Annotated in this window: 14 protein-coding genes and 1 riboswitch; of the genes, 5 read left to right on the plus strand and 9 right to left on the minus strand. The window is 37.9% G+C overall.

Features of this window, described 5'->3' with window-relative positions; all coding sequences use genetic code 11:
- Positions 1 to 177 precede the first annotated feature (177 nt).
- Positions 178 to 1,455, minus strand: coding sequence for a voltage-gated chloride channel family protein (locus ACZZZW_RS03295; RefSeq protein ID WP_463492258.1), 1,278 nt, complete (start codon positions 1,453 to 1,455; stop codon positions 178 to 180).
- A gap of 18 nt (positions 1,456 to 1,473) precedes the next feature.
- A riboswitch (Fluoride riboswitch) is annotated at positions 1,474 to 1,536 on the minus strand.
- A gap of 65 nt (positions 1,537 to 1,601) precedes the next feature.
- Here ACZZZW_RS03295 and ACZZZW_RS03300 point away from each other — a divergent pair.
- Positions 1,602 to 2,567, plus strand: coding sequence for a tryptophan 2,3-dioxygenase family protein (locus tag ACZZZW_RS03300; protein WP_055909239.1), 966 nt, complete (start codon positions 1,602 to 1,604; stop codon positions 2,565 to 2,567).
- Between the two features lie 129 nt (positions 2,568 to 2,696).
- Positions 2,697 to 3,761, plus strand: a complete 1,065-nt coding sequence (locus ACZZZW_RS03305) for a branched-chain amino acid aminotransferase (protein WP_055909237.1) — start codon at positions 2,697 to 2,699, stop codon at positions 3,759 to 3,761.
- A gap of 452 nt (positions 3,762 to 4,213) precedes the next feature.
- Here the strand turns inward: ACZZZW_RS03305 and ACZZZW_RS03310 are convergent, their stop codons facing one another.
- The 5 genes from ACZZZW_RS03310 to ACZZZW_RS03330 form a co-directional block, all read right to left on the minus strand.
- Positions 4,214 to 4,678 (minus strand): DUF4920 domain-containing protein, encoded by a 465-nt coding sequence (locus ACZZZW_RS03310; protein ID WP_463492259.1) that lies wholly within the window; start codon positions 4,676 to 4,678, stop codon positions 4,214 to 4,216.
- A 327-nt stretch (positions 4,679 to 5,005) separates the two neighbouring features.
- Complete coding sequence (gene radA / locus ACZZZW_RS03315) at positions 5,006 to 6,382, minus strand: DNA repair protein RadA (RefSeq protein WP_055909231.1); 1,377 nt, start codon at positions 6,380 to 6,382, stop codon at positions 5,006 to 5,008.
- 214 nt (positions 6,383 to 6,596) lie between these two features.
- Positions 6,597 to 8,147 carry an Rne/Rng family ribonuclease gene (locus tag ACZZZW_RS03320; protein ID WP_055909227.1) on the minus strand — a complete coding sequence of 517 codons (1,551 nt, stop codon included), beginning with the start codon at positions 8,145 to 8,147 and terminating at the stop codon, positions 6,597 to 6,599.
- Between the two features lie 278 nt (positions 8,148 to 8,425).
- Positions 8,426 to 9,304, minus strand: a complete 879-nt coding sequence (locus tag ACZZZW_RS03325) for a tetratricopeptide repeat protein (protein WP_055909225.1) — start codon at positions 9,302 to 9,304, stop codon at positions 8,426 to 8,428.
- Positions 9,305 to 9,315: 11 nt separating this feature from the next.
- Entirely contained in the window at positions 9,316 to 9,618 is a 303-nt protein-coding gene (locus ACZZZW_RS03330) for an HU family DNA-binding protein (protein ID WP_055909222.1), read from the minus strand.
- Between the two features lie 170 nt (positions 9,619 to 9,788).
- On the opposite strand from ACZZZW_RS03330, the gene mutY reads away from it, so the two are divergent.
- Complete coding sequence (gene mutY, locus ACZZZW_RS03335) at positions 9,789 to 10,850, plus strand: A/G-specific adenine glycosylase (RefSeq protein WP_055909219.1); 1,062 nt, start codon at positions 9,789 to 9,791, stop codon at positions 10,848 to 10,850.
- Between the two features lie 55 nt (positions 10,851 to 10,905).
- Entirely contained in the window at positions 10,906 to 11,343 is a 438-nt protein-coding gene (locus tag ACZZZW_RS03340) for a single-stranded DNA-binding protein (RefSeq protein ID WP_055909216.1), read from the plus strand.
- Positions 11,344 to 11,401: 58 nt separating this feature from the next.
- Here the strand turns inward: ACZZZW_RS03340 and glmS are convergent, their stop codons facing one another.
- The 3 genes from glmS to ACZZZW_RS03355 form a co-directional block, all read right to left on the minus strand.
- Entirely contained in the window at positions 11,402 to 13,240 is a 1,839-nt protein-coding gene (gene glmS, locus ACZZZW_RS03345) for a glutamine--fructose-6-phosphate transaminase (isomerizing) (RefSeq protein WP_055909213.1), read from the minus strand.
- A gap of 147 nt (positions 13,241 to 13,387) precedes the next feature.
- Positions 13,388 to 14,806: a DUF4270 domain-containing protein gene (locus ACZZZW_RS03350; RefSeq protein ID WP_055909210.1), complete on the minus strand. Its 1,419-nt coding sequence runs from the start codon at positions 14,804 to 14,806 to the stop codon at positions 13,388 to 13,390.
- Between the two features lie 21 nt (positions 14,807 to 14,827).
- A complete protein-coding gene (locus tag ACZZZW_RS03355) occupies positions 14,828 to 15,652 on the minus strand; it encodes a glycogen/starch synthase (RefSeq protein WP_055909538.1) in 825 nt (274 codons plus the stop codon).
- A 149-nt stretch (positions 15,653 to 15,801) separates the two neighbouring features.
- Here ACZZZW_RS03355 and panC point away from each other — a divergent pair, with 149 nt between their 5' ends.
- Positions 15,802 to 16,647, plus strand: a complete 846-nt coding sequence (gene panC, locus ACZZZW_RS03360; RefSeq protein WP_463492260.1) for a pantoate--beta-alanine ligase — start codon at positions 15,802 to 15,804, stop codon at positions 16,645 to 16,647.
- The last annotated feature ends 122 nt before the right edge of the window (positions 16,648 to 16,769 follow it).

Below are 16,769 nucleotides of genomic sequence, written 5' to 3' on the forward strand. Positions count from 1 at the left end.
TCTAAGTGACATGATTTTAAGGAAATGAATATCCTAAGGGTATCGTCATTGCGAGAAGGCTTTTTCAGCCGACGAAGCAATCTTACAACGATCGCTACTGGCGTGTGCTTTAGGATTGTTTCGTGCCTCGTGCTTTAGTTGGGATGACGGCCATCTTTATGAATCCCCCCCGTTCCCTCAACGCCTCTTCAGCAACAAATGTTTCGGGGCTCCAATCGTTTGTGATTGATAAATCCCGGTATGGCCCGAGAACAGGTATGCAGTAACACAGGCAAGGGCGATGTAAATTCCCGAGGAGGTTCCGAATAACTCTACACCCATAAAAATACAGGCTAACGGAGTATTTGCTGCGCCTGCAAAAACAGCTACAAAACCCATTCCCGCGAGCAATCCTAATGGCAATGGAATAAAAAAACTCAAAAAGCTACCCAATGTTGCTCCAATAAAAAAAAGTGGGGTTACTTCCCCTCCCTTAAACCCGGCACTTAATGTTAAAGCTGTTAAAAATAATTTAATGGCAAAGGTATAGTAAGCTTCTTGTTGTGTAAATGAGGCTGAAATAACAGGTATCCCTAAACCAATGTAACGCGTATTTCCAATCAGGTAAATAATGCCAATCAAAATTATTCCACCTATAAAAGGACGAAGCGGCGGATACTTAATTTTACTGAAAATCTTGGATAAACCATGGTTTAAGGCAGAAAAAGATCTTGCTGTAAGTCCAAACAATATACCGGCCCCTAATGATAGCAGCAGGTTAACCGAGTTTAGTTCAGGTATTACAGAGATACTATAATGGGTATGGCCAACGCCCCAGGCCTTGCATGCATAATCGGCAATTATTGCGGTAATAAACGAAGGTAGAATTGCACTATAAGTTAAACTTCCAACCACAAAAACCTCCAACCCAAATACGGCACCAGCTAGTGGAGTTCCAAAAACGGAGGCGAAGCCAGCACTGATGCCGCAAATCAGAATAACTTTCCTGTCTCTGGCATTAAGTTTCAATAGTTTGGTAAACTGATCGGCAAATGCACCACCAATTTGAACGGCAGTACCTTCTCTTCCGGCTGATCCTCCAAATAAATGAGTAATAATTGTGCCGGCAAAAATTAACGGAGCCATCACAATTGGTATGATCTTTTTAGGCGATTGTAACTCTTCAATTAAGAGATTGTTTCCCTTTACCACTGCTGTGCCCCAATAATGATAAGCCAAACCGATAACAATACCAGCTAAAGGTAAAAAGGCAATGATCCAGAGGTGATGTTCGCGATAATTGGTTGCCCAGTTTAAGGTAGCCAGAAATAGGGCAGAAGCAGATCCAATAATTCCACCCAGTAGTAGAGAAATCAGCAACCACTTAAGTGTACTGATCAAGAGTAATCCGAAGTCGAATTTAATAAAGCGATGAACAGACAGAAGAAATCCTTCTGTTAATTTTTTAACAGGCATTTGAATTCAATTTTAAATAAAATCGTAGGAGTCATCAGCCTGTTTGGGCGGTTTTGGCGGTACCCCATCGCCTTGGTTTCAAATGTATAAAATTTAGTTATTTGTTGCAAAATCTTTATCACCTTTGTACCAGCTAACTTCAAACAATGGATTTCACACCAGAAATAAAAGACAAATTAAACCAATTACAAGAAAAGTATACCGCAATGGGGCAGGATATGGCCTCTTACCTCGATGGCCTCTTATATGCCGATTTCCTAACCTACTGGGATTATATCCATCTGGATACACTACTCAGTTTGCAAAGCCCTAAAACACCAATTCCTGATGAAGAAATCTTTATCATGTACCATCAGATTACCGAGCTCTATTTTAAACTAGCTTTGCACGAGTGCAGGCAGATTGCTGAGCATAAAAATTTAACTGTTGAGTTTTTTACTGCCCGCGTAAAACGCATTAATGCTTATTTCAATGCCCTAACCACATCTTTTGAAGTAATGGTTGATGGTATGGAGAAAGAACAGTTTTTAAAATTCCGCATGTCGCTATTACCGGCAAGTGGTTTCCAATCGGGGCAGTATAGGATGATTGAAATCTGTGCTACTGATTTTATCCGCCTGGTTGATAAATCTAAACGGGTAGCTTTAAGCACGGCAACAATAGAAGAGCAGTTTGAAAATATTTATTGGAAATTTGGGGCAACTGAGCTGGCTTCGGGCAAACAAACCTTAACCCTTAAACAGTTTATTAAAAAGTATGCTGCTCAGTTTCTGCAACTGGCAAAAGATCGTACACTCACTAATTTTTCGGCGCTATATCATCAATTACAGGCAAATGGAGCAGATGTTACAGCGCTTGCAGAAGAGCTGCGCAAATTAGATTTGTATGTAAACGTAGAATGGCCTTTATCGCATTATAAATCGGCGGTACGTTATTTAGAGAAAGATCCTGTTGATGTTGCCGCAACAGGAGGAACCAACTGGCAGAAATACCTGCCTCCGCGTTTTCAAAAAAGAATCTTTTATCCATTCTTATGGACAGATGAACAAATGGAAGAGTGGGGCAAAGGATGGGTGCTTAGTGTACTTAAAACACTCAAAAACAAAGATTAATATTATAAAAAGCTATTAAAAAAGCACGTTTTTTCTTAATTTGCGCGAAATAATTAATGATTGAATATAAGAATGAGCAGGTAAAATACTCAATCATTCGATCATTCACTCATTCAAAATTCAAATACAATGACCGAGACATTAGATATAAAAATCACGAATGCAACCGAAACCCGTTTGGCTGTTACTGATTTTTCGCAGTTACCATTCGGTAAGGTTTTTACCGATCACATGTTTACAGCCGACTTTGAAGATGGCGAATGGAAAAATTTACAGATTCTTCCTTATGGCCCCATTCCTATGAGCCCTGCAATTTCTGCACTTCATTACGGACAAGCAATTTTCGAAGGATTAAAAGCATACCGTCAACCCGACGGAAAGATTAGTGTTTTCCGTGCTGATAAAAATTTCGAACGCTTTAACAAATCAGCGGCAAGGATGTCGATGCCAGGTATTGCTGAAGAAATTTTTATGCAAGGTTTGGCAGCGTTAATCAATGTGGATGAGAAATGGGTGCCTAACCAGGAAGATTACGCTTTGTATATCCGTCCGGTAATGTTTGCCATGGACCCATATTTAGGGGTAAAAGCATCTGATTCTTATAAATTTGCCTTGTTAACCACACCAACAGGTCCATATTACAGCAGTGCCTTAAAAGTTAAAATCGAAACTGAATTTACCCGTGCAGACGAAGGTGGAGTTGGCTTTGCTAAAACTGCCGGAAATTATGCCCGTTCACTATATCCTTTTGAGCAGGCTAAAAAAGAAGGTTTTGATCAGTTAATCTGGACGGATTCGGTTACACACGAATTTATCGAAGAAGCCGGAACCGCAAATTTGCTTTTTGTAATTAATGGTAAACTGGTTACCCCATCAGTACGCAGTACAGTTTTAGATGGCGTAACGCGCGATACAATTATCAAACTGGCTAAAGAGGCCGGTGTTGAGGTTGAGGAGCGTAGGGTTTCTGTTAAAGAGGTGATCGAGGGAATTGAAAACGGAAGCTTAACAGAAGCATTTGCTGCAGGAACTGCTGCTACAGTTACACATGTTGGCGAAATGGGTTATAATGGTCAGGTTTATAAATTAACAGATCCATCTACAAGACACATTTCCAATGGAATTGCTAAAAAATTAAACGATATCCGTTACGGCTTAGCTCCCGATGAGTTTGGCTGGAACTGGGTTTTATAATAAAATCTTATCCAATAGTAGGAGGTTGTATCTCAATATATATGTCATCCTGAGGGAGAATTTATTGTGTAAAATCAATATGAATGACATTATTTTAAGGAAATGAATATCCTATGGGTATCGTCATTGCCAGAAGGCTTTTTCAACCGGCGAAGCAATCTTATAACGATCGCTACTAGCGTGTGTTTCAGGATTGCTTCGTACTTAGCAATTGTAAGTGTTTGGTAATTCGGTAATGAACTAGAGATAGTTTCTGCAATGGAAACACAGAAAATCCATAGATAATCATACTACATCGTCCTTGTTTGTAATGAAGGATGTACGAGAAAAGCGATTTTATCGCTGTTAAAGGAACTATTTTCGCATTGGCAAATGCCCTACCTCAAAATCCTCGTTACAAACGGAGACAATTAAGCTTTTTCAGCTCTATATTAGCATTTCAGATTTCGAACCTATTTATCTAAAATTACCACGCCTTTAGCTTCAAAAGCAAGCTCTTTTTTAGGATCTGTAATTTTTGCTACTTCTTCAGGAGTTTTTTTTGCATCTTCCGCATAATGACGTAAAGTTTCCACAGAAATTGTTTGTTTTTTAGCTAAGCCGTCTAAAACTACTTTTTTGCCTACAATATCCATTGGCATAAAAAAGGCATAATCTTTAAATGTTACCCGCATCGGTTCACCATTTGGCATTTCGAGGGTCATCCAGCAGCCTTTTTTCTTACATACATCTACAACTTTACCTTCAATTTTCATGTCTGCCGTTTTTTTGTCTCCCATTGCAGCTTCAATTTTTGCTGCGGGTTTTACATTTCCGGGTTTAACTTCCTCTCCGAATTTTTGTCCGTTGTAAGCGGTTTGGGCAAATGCAAATGCTACAGATAGGCAAAGGCTTGAACTCAAAATGATCTTTTTCATGTTTATTTATTATATGGTTCCGGTTATTATCTTGAACCAAAGTTATTTAATTTTTCTTTAAATAAATTAAAGGCAAAAAAATTCCCCGTTGGTGTCCACCAACGGGGAAAAATCATCCCATTTTCGTAAAGTTCTATGGCCTCATAGAACATACTTTACTAGGCAAAGCTTAATCCAAATCCATCTTTATTTTTTGTTTTAGATGTAAACCGCTCATAATAAGCGGTTTATTTTGTTTTGCCCTTTTATATCGTTTTTGCCAAAATTGTGGAACCGTGGAATTTTTTCTTCTATATGGGGAATGTTGTTGAATTGTTTCCCCAACTATTAGCCAAAAACAAGACTAAAAACTTCTTCTATTTTACTTACCGCTTTAATTTCAAGGTTATACTTTTCTAATGCTATCCCCTTTAAATTGTATTTAGAAATGTAAATGGTTTCGAAACCTAACTTATCAGCCTCTGCAATACGCTGTTCAATTCTATTTACCGCCCTTATTTCTCCTGATAGCCCAACTTCTGCTGCAAAACAGTTTTTAGAAGAAACAGCTATATCCTGATGTGAAGAAATAATGGCAATTAGTACAGCTAAATCAATTGCAGGATCTTCTACCCTTATTCCGCCCGCAATATTTAAGAAAACGTCTTGTGTACTTAATCTAAAGCCGCATCGCTTTTCCAGCACAGCCAAAAGCATATTCATTCTCTTGGTATCAAAGCCCGTTGCAGATCGTTGTGGCGTGCCGTAGGCCGCTGAACTTACCAAAGCCTGGGTTTCGATTAGCATTGGTCTGGCGCCCTCTAAAGTAGCTGCAATCGCAATGCCGCTTAGTTCTTCATCACGTTGCGATAGTAAAATTTCTGAAGGATTGGAAACTTCTCTTAATCCACTTCCCTGCATCTCGTAAATCCCTAATTCTGCCGCTGCCCCGAAACGGTTTTTAATTGATCGTAATATGCGGTAAACATGGTGCCTGTCGCCTTCAAATTGCAAAACAGTATCAACCATGTGCTCCAGTATTTTGGGGCCTGCAATGGCACCGTCTTTCGTAATATGACCTATAAGGAAAACGGGCACACCTGTTTCTTTTGCAAAGCGCAACAGTTCGGCTGTACATTCCCTAACCTGGGATACACTCCCCGGGGTAGAATCGATATGGGCAGAATGAAGCGTCTGGATAGAATCTACAACCAAAATCTCAGGCATTAAAATTTCAATCTGTTTAAAAATATTCTGGGTAGAGGTTTCGGTTAAAATATAACAGTTGGACGTCGGGTTTTCCTGAATCCGCTCAGCACGCATTTTAATTTGCTGTTCACTTTCCTCTCCAGAAATATAAAGCAGTTTTTTACCTTTTAAATTTAAAGCCAGTTGCAACATCAGGGTTGATTTTCCAATCCCGGGTTCGCCACCGATCAATACCAATGAGCCCTCTACCAGGCCACCGCCTAAAACACGGTCGAGTTCTTTGTCTCCCGTTAATATTCTCCGTTCAGTAGAAGATTGTATTTCATCAACTTTGCTCGGTTTGCTTAATTTACGACTTGATGAATCACTTTTCCAGGTTGGAACAGATGCTGAGCTTTTTTCTACAATTTCTTCTACAAAAGTATTCCATTGGTTACAGGATGGGCATTTACCCAACCATTTTGCTGATTCATAACCACAACTCTGACAGAAAAATGCACTTTTTGTTTTTGCCAATTGATTAAAATTTTAGATTACGAATTTAACCTATCTGAATTGAATTGCTTTTATTTTTTTGAACAATTAAACGTTTGCCAATTTGCGTCGGCACGATATCATAAAAGCGATCGTAATTCCGTGCGGGTGGAAATTAAAATTTATTGCTTTTATTTTTTAAAACAAAAAAGCCTGAATTTAAAAAATCCAGGCTTTTAATTGAATGTGTTTTGAGTTATAGTTTAATCTCTTCGTCTTTTGCGGAGATGAAGTGAAACTCGTTTAAATAATACGATGATTGTGCCTTCACTTTAATCCATTGGCCATATTTAAAGAACCAACGGCGTTGAAGGTTGAAAATTCCTTTTGTTATGTAAGCTTCAATGTATGGGTGCACGGAAAGTGTTACACCTTTTTCATTTTGCTCTCTTAAAATATAATTAAGGTTGTTTTCAATATCATCCATTAAAACGATACTCGCTTTAATTTCTCCTGTACCACCGCAGGCCGGGCATTTTTCTACCGTTACAATATTCATTTCCGGGCGCACACGCTGCCTGGTAATTTGTACCAAACCAAATTTGCTCGGAGGCAAAATAGTATGTTTGGCTCTATCCAATAACATCAGCTCACGCAAATAATCGAATAGCATTTTACGGTTTGTTGGTTTGTGCATATCGATAAAATCGATTACCACAATACCGCCCATATCACGCAAGCGCAATTGACGGGCAATTTCTTTAGCCGCCTCTTTATTTACCTGTAAAGCATTTTCCTCTTGGTTTTCTTTACTGGCAGTACGGTTTCCACTATTCACATCTATTACGTGAAGTGCTTCAGTGTGCTCTACAACTAAGTAAGCACCACCTGGTAAGTTTACTGTTTTTCCGAAAGCATTTTTAATCTGCTTTTCTATCCCGAAGTGATCGAAGATGGGTTCTTTCTGTTTGTACAGTTTAACGATCTTTTCCATTTCCGGAGAAATATCGTGCACATAAGAACGGATATCATCGTACAACTCTGGTGTACTTACGTAAACGTTTGTAAAATCAGGGTTCAGAATATCACGGATTAGCGTTGATGATCTGTCCATTTCTCCCCAAACTCTTTTTGAAGGTTCGGTAGCAGGTATTTTTTTAATGAAGTTTTCCCATTTAGCAATTAAATCCAAAAGATCTTTTTGCATTTCGGCAACTCCTCTGCCTTCAGAAACGGTTCTGATAATTACCCCAAAATTTTGAGGTTTAATACTTTCAATAATCTTTTTTAAACGATTACGTTCGGTATTGCTTTTTATTTTTTTTGATACAGATATGGTATTGGAGAAGGGCACCAGTACCACATACCTGCCGGCAATCGAAATGTCGGAACTTAAACGCGGTCCTTTTGTAGAAATTGGCTCTTTTGCAATTTGTACAGGGAGGAGCATGTTTTTACTCAGCACATCAGAAATTTTGCCTGCCTTGTTAATGTCGGCTTCCAGCTTTAAATTATCTAATAATGTGCCTGTAACCGAGCCATTACGCTTGATCTTAGTTAGCTTAATTAAAGATTGCACCTGAGGGCCCAAATCAAAATAATGCAGAAATGCATCCTTTTCATAACCAACATCCACGAAAGCAGCATTCAGGCCGGGCATAATTTTTTTAATGCGGCCTAAATAAATATCGCCTACGGCGTAGTTATTATTGATTTGTTCTTTGTGAAGCTCAACAAGTTGTTTGTCTTCAATCAACGCTATGGTAACTCCGGCAGGAGTCGAATTGATAATTAATTCTTTTACCAACAGCTACAGATTTAAGGCTTTCGCCTATTAACAAATGGATAGTAAATAAAAACATTGATATAGCCTAAATCCATATAATCGAAAATCATATAAATTATTTAAACCTCATAGTGTTTACTATGAGGTTTAATAAGCTTTATCAAAATAAGAAACTATTTTTTCTTATGTCTGTTTTTTCTTAAACGTTTTTTACGTTTGTGGGTAGCCATTTTATGTCTTTTTCTTTTTTTACCGCTTGGCATAGTTTTAAGTTTTAAATGTTTTTATTAATCTGTTAATTAATTTTTATTCTTTAGTTCAGCCACCTTCTTATCAATGAAAGAAGATAAGGTTGGGTTAGCCGCTAATTTTTTGCTTGATAGATAAGCATTTACTGCTTCTTTATTTCTGCCTAAATTTTCTAAAGCTGTTCCTAAATAAAAATAGGCTTCAGGGGTAGGAGCGGCGGCAATTACAGTGTTAAAACGTGGAATTGCTTTGTCGAACTGACCTGATTTTATTGAGAACAATCCTAAATTCATATTCGCTTTTACATTTTTAGGTTCTTTAGCCACAACTTCCAGCAACATTGCAATACCTTGCATTGGTGCGCCTAAGCCATTTACTATCGTTACACCTAAGCCTGTTTTAGCTTCAATGTTTGTAGAATCTTTCTCTAATGCGTTTTTATAAGATGTATTTGCTTTCTGCAATAAAGCAGGTTGTGCTATACTATCCTGTGTACTTTCAAAAGCTTTAACAAATTGATTACCAGATGCCAGCCATGATTTTGATGATGGTTCGGCCTGTGCTACAATTTCTAAATAAAGTGCTGATGGGGTGATTTGCTCTACATCGTCCCATTTCTGGGCCAATTGTTTTGCAAGCTCAATCTTCTCTGCACCGTTTGCGTTTTTGTAAGTGTTTTCTAAAGCTGTAATGTCTGTAGCCAGGTTTTTATTGATTACATTTTTTGCAGCTGTAGATGAAGTTTCGAGGTTTAAGGCCGATAAAGCTGCTGAAGAACCTGCGTTAGCCATTTGGCCGCTTTCAGGCATTTTTCCATTTTCTTCGGTCGGTTTCACCAAACCCTTAATGTCTCTTGTAAATAAAAATGCAACAAGCAATACAATCGCTCCAATAATAATGGTTTGTTTTGATCTGATGTTGCTATTCATAACGTTAAGACTTAGGCTTCTACTTTAATTTTTTTTGAATTGCTTTTCACTTTATCAACAAATACTTTTGCTGGTTTGAAGCTAGGAACAAAATGCTCTGGGATAATTATTGCAGTATTTTTTGAGATATTTCTCGCAGTTTTTTGCGCTCTCTTTTTAACAACAAAGCTTCCGAAGCCTCTAACATATACATTTTCACCGCCAATCATGCTGGTTTTGATAACCTTGAAAAATGCCTCAACCGTTTCCTGTACATCAACCTTCTCAATTCCGGTTTTTGTTGATATTTCTGAAATAATATCTGCCTTAGTCATATTTTATTATTTATTATATTATTGTGTTTTAATATTACTACTGTTTTGGGGTTGCAAAAGTATTGCTTTTTAATGAGATAGGGAAATAAAAGATGATTTTTTTATCTCCAGACTTATCAGTCAATTGCAACTTTTTTTTTAATCGGATAAATACACCGTAATTTGCAGTAATGACATTTCAAAATGAACTCATCAATTGGTATCTGATAAACAAGAGAGATTTGCCCTGGAGGCATACCACTGATGCTTATACCATCTGGTTATCAGAGGTTATCCTGCAACAAACCCGGGTAGAGCAGGGGCTTCCATACTTTAATAAATTTTTATCAAATTTTCCTACCGTTAATGATTTTGCCAATGCAACCGAAGCAAAAGTTTTGAAGCTTTGGCAAGGCTTAGGCTACTATTCCAGGGGCAGAAATATGCATGCCACCGCGCAAATTGTAGTTAAAGATCACCATGGAATCTTCCCAAATCTGCATGATGAGCTGATAAAGTTGAAAGGAATCGGCGAATATACGGCTGCGGCAATATCTTCTTTTTCTTCCGGTGAGGCACGTGCTGTGGTTGATGGAAATGTTTTCCGCGTGCTTTCGAGGTACTATGGCATTGATACGGCAATCAATTCTCCGGCAGGTAAAAAACAGTTCTTTTCCTTAGCAAACGAGTTGCTTTTTAAAGAAGATCCGGCACTGTATAATCAAGCTATAATGGAATTTGGGGCAATACAGTGCAAACCAAAATCTCCCAATTGCGGCATTTGTCCATTAAACCAAACCTGTTATGCTTTCACTCATCATGAGGTAAATGCGCTTCCTGTTAAAATAAAAAAAGCCGCACAGAAGCACCGTTATATTAATTATTTCATTTGTTATGATCATGAAAAGGTGCTCGTTAAAGAAAGGCAGGCTGGAGATATATGGCAGCATCTATACGATTTTCCGAGCCTTGAAACCACGGCGGAACTCGGATTTAATACCGGAATATTTATTGATCAGGTTAAAGAAGCCTTTGGCAATGATGTAAATTTTAAATTTATCAGCGCAAAAAAACACCTCTTGACTCACCAAATAATCCATGTTCAATTTTTTGCATTAAAAAATTATATATTTAACTTTAATAAACAAAAGGAACTTAATTGGGTTTCTTTAAATAAGTTAGATGAGTTACCGCAACCAAAAGTAATCCACGATTTTATACAGGAATACTTTTATAAGCACAAAATGGAGTAACTAACCATCTTAGCGGTGCACATTAACAAAACGAAACAACTAACCAAAAATATTTATGTCTGGGATTAACAAAGTTATTTTAGTAGGCCACTTAGGCAAAGACCCTGAAGTGCGACATTTAGACGGTGGCGTAACTGTAGCCAGTTTCCCGCTAGCTACATCGGAAACATACAACAAAGACGGCAAAAGAGTAGAACAAACAGAATGGCACAATATTGTGTTATGGAGGGGTTTGGCTGAAGTTGCTTCAAAATACCTCCAAAAAGGTAAACTGGTTTATATCGAAGGAAAATTGAGAACGAGATCTTTTGAAGACAAAGAAAAAGTAAAAAAATATGTGACAGAGATTGTTGCCGAAAATTTTACCATGTTGGGCAGAAAAAGTGACTTTGAGCAAAGTCCGACAACACCTGTACATCAAAATACAGAATCGAAGATTGAAGATGAATTTACGATCGGCTCAGCTGATGAAAGCGGAGATCTTCCTTTTTAAAAAATACAAATCAATAAAAAAAGCTACCTGATGAGAGGTAGCTTTTTTTATGCCTAAATTATTCAACTGTTACCGATTTAGCTAGGTTTCTTGGCTGATCAACATTACAACCCCTCATTACTGCAATATGGTAGGAGAGTAACTGAAGTGGTATAGTAGCCAAAAGCGGCAAAAATGCTTCGTTTGCATCAGGTATTTCAATGCAGTAATCGGCCATTTTTTTAACTTCAGTATCACCCTGGGTTACAATGGCAATAACTTTTCCTTTCCTGGCTTTTACCTCCTGGATATTGCTGATTACTTTTTCATATGAGGAATTTTGCGTGGCAATAAAAACCACAGGCATCTCTTCGTCAATTAAGGCGATTGGGCCGTGTTTCATCTCTGCGGCAGGATAACCTTCGGCATGGATATAAGAAATCTCCTTGAGCTTTAAAGCCCCTTCTAATGCCACAGGGAATCCGCTACCTCTTCCTAAAAATAAACAATTGGTAGAATCTTTTATTTTTTCTGCAACTTCTTTAATTAAATCGTTTGATGATAGCGCGAACTGGATTTTTTCAGGAATATTATCCAATTCTGTTAAAAGTTCAATCAGTTTTGAAGTGGTGATGGTTCCTTTTTGCTGGGCCATGTAAAAAGCCATCAAAGTTAAAACCGTTACCTGTGCCGTAAAAGCTTTGGTTGATGCTACCCCGATTTCAGGACCAGCATGCGTGTAAACCCCAGCATGCGTTAATCTTGGTATAGAAGCTCCAGCAACATTGCAGATTCCAAAAATGGTTGCCCCACGTTCTTTTGCCATTTCGATAGCAGCCATCGTATCGGCCGTTTCTCCTGATTGTGAAATCGCAATTACCACATCTTTCTCTGTAATAATCGGGTTTCTATACCTAAACTCAGAAGCATACTCCACCTCAACAGGGATGCGTGCATACTCTTCAATAAGGTACTCGCCAACCAAACCTGCATGCCACGATGTTCCGCAGGCCACAATAATTATCCGATCTATATTTTTTAATTTTTCTGCAAATTCTTTAATTCCACCTAGCTGAACTTTTCCTTCTGCAGGATAAATCCGGCCGCGCATACAATCTTTAATAGAGCGTGGTTGTTCATAAATCTCTTTAAGCATAAAGTGCTCAAAGCCCCCTTTTTCCAACATTTCAAGCTGTAACTGCAATTCCTGGATCAATGGTGTTTGCACCGCATTATCCAAACGTTTAACCAAAAGATCATCTTTGGTTACCAGTGCAATCTCATTATCATTAAGGTAAATTACATTTTTGGTGTATTCGATAATCGGTGTAGCATCAGAAGCAATAAAATATTCGCCCTTGCCAACGCCAATTACCATCGGACTCCCTTTTCGGGCCGCAATTAACCGATCAGGATGATCTTTATCCATAATCACAATTGCGTAAGCACCAATTACTTCCATTAGTGCCAAACGAACAGCTTCCAACAGGTCAATATTTTCTATTTTTTGAATTTCTTCAATCAGGTGGATCAAAACCTCTGTATCCGTATCACTTTTAAATTCGTGCCCACGGCGGGTTAGCTCTTCTTTTAAGGTAGCATAGTTTTCAATAATCCCGTTATGAATGATAGAAAGCTTATCGTTATTTGAAGTGTGCGGATGGGAATTACGGTCAGAAGGTACACCATGTGTAGCCCAACGCGTATGGCCCATGCCTACTGTGCCGGATTTATCCTGGTCTTCGGCAAATTCTTCCAGAACGGCAACTTTTCCCGCTTTTTTGTAAATATGTTGTCCATCGTTATTCATCAGTGCAATTCCAGCACTGTCATAACCGCGGTATTCCAGTCTTTTAAGTCCTTTAAGTACAATTGGCCAAGCTTCTCTATAACCAATATAGCCTACTATTCCACACATAAGTTTGAATAAATTTTAATTCTGTAAACATACTAAACAAACGTTTGACTTAGGTGAATTTTGAGTGAATTTAAATTTATGGAGAAACCACAGGACAAAAAAAATCTCCTGTTCTTTTGAAACAGGAGATTAAAATGAGTTGATATATTAATTAATCTTTGTATAATAAATATTCAGCTTCAACTTGTTTGTTGTTAAGTTTGTTGCTCCTATTATCGATCTTTCTGCAGAGGTTGCAGTTGGTACAACCTGAAAATTGTTAAAAGATGTTGGCGCAAGAAAGGTACCATTATCTTCTGTAGTTTTGTCAATTAAGCCTTGAACATAACTGGTTACAATAAATATATAACGGTTTTTTAAAGCATCAAAATAGCCTCCAAACAATGCATCTCCACCTGTACTGCTTGTAAAAGTAGTATAATCTGGAATACTTACAGGTTGTTGTGCAATATCCCAACGGTATAATGAAAGCCTTTGTGCAGCATTAAAAGGATAAGCAGGGGCGCCACCGCCCAACTCTACTACCAGTTCTGCCTTATTAACAATCGCTTTTCCGTATAGGTTGGTAAAAGATGTTAAATCAGGGAAGCTCAGCTTCGTTTTTACACCTGCAAGGCCTTGTAAATAAGTTACATTATATGATGCTGCAGGAGCAGAAATCTGTTCTTGTACAGGAGTGCCTGCGTAATCGTGTTTTATGTTTGCGGCCACACCCGAAATTACACTTGTGCCGCTGCTGCCATTGCTAACCAATACTCCAATCGGGAAGTTTACCGTTGCGGTATCTATGCCGCTTGATGAATTTACTTTCTTCCAAACCAATTGTAAATAAGAATCGGTACCTGTAAAGTTAAAGAAAGCAATACCCCCAACACCTGTTGAAGATGTTTTGTTGATTTGGGCGTATAAACCTTTAAAAGCATCAATAAATTTAGCATTTGAAGCAGTTCCGGTTGTACCCAGGTTCAAAATGTTATTCTGTATAAATGCTTTATTTAAAGGAATTCTGATCTGTGCCGGTACTGTTTTTAAAGTATCAGCTTTACCAGTAACAATATCAAATATTTTTGCTTTTGTATTTGGTGCAATTTTGCCGGTAAAATTTCCTAGCAAGGCGTTGTTAAAAGTCTGTACATCAGAACTTTTATAGTTTTCAACCTTGTTTGCCAATTGATAAACATCAATGCTGTATTTAGAATTGGTTGTATCTCCATAAAATTTGGTTGCCGTACTGGATTCATCAAGTTTTAATACCAAAACTGCCGAATCAAGTGTTGGAGAAGTTCCAAAATCAGTACTTACAACAGGATAAACAGTCATGGCCAAACTCGCCTCGGTTTTACCGAAAACAGGATCTGTCATATAGCCTAGCGGATAACGGTTTAATCCAAAAGTGTTTGCGGCAGTTTCCGGAACGAGTTGAGATTTTACCGGAGATACCACAAGCGTTCCGGTAATTGCAGTATTCGGATCAACATCTAAACCCACACCGTCGGGATTTTTACATGATGCAAAAAGAAAAAGACCTATCAACAGGGTTAATAAGTCTTGTTTTGTAAATTTCATATTTAAAATAATAATACCTAATTAAGCAACTGAAACCAATTCGTCATTTGAAATTTCTTCATAAAAAGTATAGAAGTTTTCAAAATTCTCGGTTAAGTTAAAAGCTAATGTTGGCTTATTGGAATCTTTAACAAATTTTAACACATCTTTATCCAGGTTTTCATCTGCTAAAACCACTGCATCTGAGTGTGTTATTGCGCCAATGTGCATGCTGTTGCAATCAGATGGTAAAAAAGCTTTTGTGTCGTCTTCCGTCATATTTGCCATTACAGCTTTCTTTGCAAAATCAGCATTTAATTTTTCTGTAAAGCCATCCTCATAAATTGAATACACTACTTTCGAATTTTTAAAAGTAGGATCGTTTTTATAGGTAGTTTTAATATAAGCAGGAACCAACGAGCTCATCCAGCCGTGGCAATGAACGATATCTGGTGCCCAACCTAATTTTTTAACGGTTTCTAAAGCGCCTTTGCAGAAGAAAATTGTGCGTTCATCATTGTCATCAAAGAATTTTCCGCTGGCATCTCTAAATACCTGTTTGCGCTGAAAATATTCTTCGTTGTCTAAGAAATACACCTGCATGCGTGCAGCTGGGATGGAGGCTACTTTAATGATTAAAGGGTTATCATTGTCATCAATAATGATGTTCATTCCCGATAAGCGTATTACTTCGTGTAAACGATTTCTTCTTTCGTTGATGTTACCGAATTTTGGCATTAAGATGCGGATTTCGAATCCTTTCTCTTGCATTGCCTGCGGTAACTGGCGCGTAATTTCAGAAATTTTAGTAAGCTCGAGGAAAGGCGACATCTCGTGTGTAACAATCAGCAGCTTCGTTTTTGCCATCTCCATATTCTAAGAAAATATTAAGTTAAATAAAAGATAATGAGCTGCAAAGGTAAGCATAATAATACTATTTATCAATATAGCAAGCATTTGTTTGGTTTCGTTTAGATTAATTTACACCTTTACGGCTTTAATTTAGATTGTCCGAATTGGAAATATTTAAAACCAAAGCAGCGCTTAAGGCTTTTTTAAAACCTTTAAAAGCATCAGCTAAAAAAATAGCATTAGTACCTACTATGGGTGCCCTGCACAATGGCCACATATCTTTGATAAAACTGGCCCAGCAAAATGCCGATATCATTATCTGTAGCATTTTCGTAAATCCAACACAGTTTACAGATCCGAAAGATTTGGAAAAATATCCCCGCCCCATTGAGCATGATTTAGCTATGCTCGAAGATGCAGGCTGTAATGGTGTATTTATGCCCAACGTGGAGGAAATGTATCCCGCCGGAGCAGACGAAGCCTGGCATATCGACTTAGGCAATGCAGAATTTTTACTCGAAGGCGAATTTAGAAAAGGCCATTATCAGGGCGTAACACAGATTGTAAAAAAGCTGTTCGATGCCGTTGAGCCCGATGTGGCCATGTTCGGACAAAAAGATTTTCAACAATTATTGATGATCAAGAATATGCTGGCTTATTTTAAGTTGCCTATTACCATTATTACCTGCCCGATTATCAGAGAAGATGATGGCCTGGCCATGAGTAGCCGCAATATTCACTTATCGGCCAGCGATCGCGAACATTCATTGGTACTGAGTAAATCGCTGCAATTTGTTATCGATCATTTTAATGAATACCCATTAGAAGAATTAGAAACCAAAGCAAAATCGTTCTATAAAAATATAGATGGTGTAGAACTCGATTATTTTACCATAGCCAATGGCGATACGCTGGAACCCGCTAAATCTAAAGATGAAAATAATCTCGTTGCCCTGGTTGCTGCAAAAGTTGGTTCAACAAGGTTAATCGATAATATGATTATTAAGTAATAAATGATGTAGTTGTTTAATGTTTCATTGCCTTATGGCTATTGGCCTAAGCTTTTAAGCTGTCTGCAATGCACCATCACGATTTACCTTTAACATTCTGCTCCTTTGTGAAACTCCAAACT

This window comes from Pedobacter sp. AC379 (assembly GCF_979258145.1).

Coding starts and splice junctions, on each gene's coding strand:
- ACZZZW_RS03295 (WP_463492258.1), bottom strand. CDS start 1,455: ATGCCTGTTAAAAAATTAACAGAAGGATTTCTTCTGTCTGTTCATCGC.
- ACZZZW_RS03300 (WP_055909239.1), top strand. CDS start 1,602: ATGGATTTCACACCAGAAATAAAAGACAAATTAAACCAATTACAAGAA.
- ACZZZW_RS03305 (WP_055909237.1), top strand. CDS start 2,697: ATGACCGAGACATTAGATATAAAAATCACGAATGCAACCGAAACCCGT.
- ACZZZW_RS03310 (WP_463492259.1), bottom strand. CDS start 4,678: ATGAAAAAGATCATTTTGAGTTCAAGCCTTTGCCTATCTGTAGCATTT.
- ACZZZW_RS03325 (WP_055909225.1), bottom strand. CDS start 9,304: ATGAATAGCAACATCAGATCAAAACAAACCATTATTATTGGAGCGATT.
- ACZZZW_RS03330 (WP_055909222.1), bottom strand. CDS start 9,618: ATGACTAAGGCAGATATTATTTCAGAAATATCAACAAAAACCGGAATT.
- mutY (WP_055909219.1), top strand. CDS start 9,789: ATGACATTTCAAAATGAACTCATCAATTGGTATCTGATAAACAAGAGA.
- ACZZZW_RS03340 (WP_055909216.1), top strand. CDS start 10,906: ATGTCTGGGATTAACAAAGTTATTTTAGTAGGCCACTTAGGCAAAGAC.
- glmS (WP_055909213.1), bottom strand. CDS start 13,240: ATGTGTGGAATAGTAGGCTATATTGGTTATAGAGAAGCTTGGCCAATT.
- ACZZZW_RS03350 (WP_055909210.1), bottom strand. CDS start 14,806: ATGAAATTTACAAAACAAGACTTATTAACCCTGTTGATAGGTCTTTTT.
- ACZZZW_RS03355 (WP_055909538.1), bottom strand. CDS start 15,652: ATGGCAAAAACGAAGCTGCTGATTGTTACACACGAGATGTCGCCTTTC.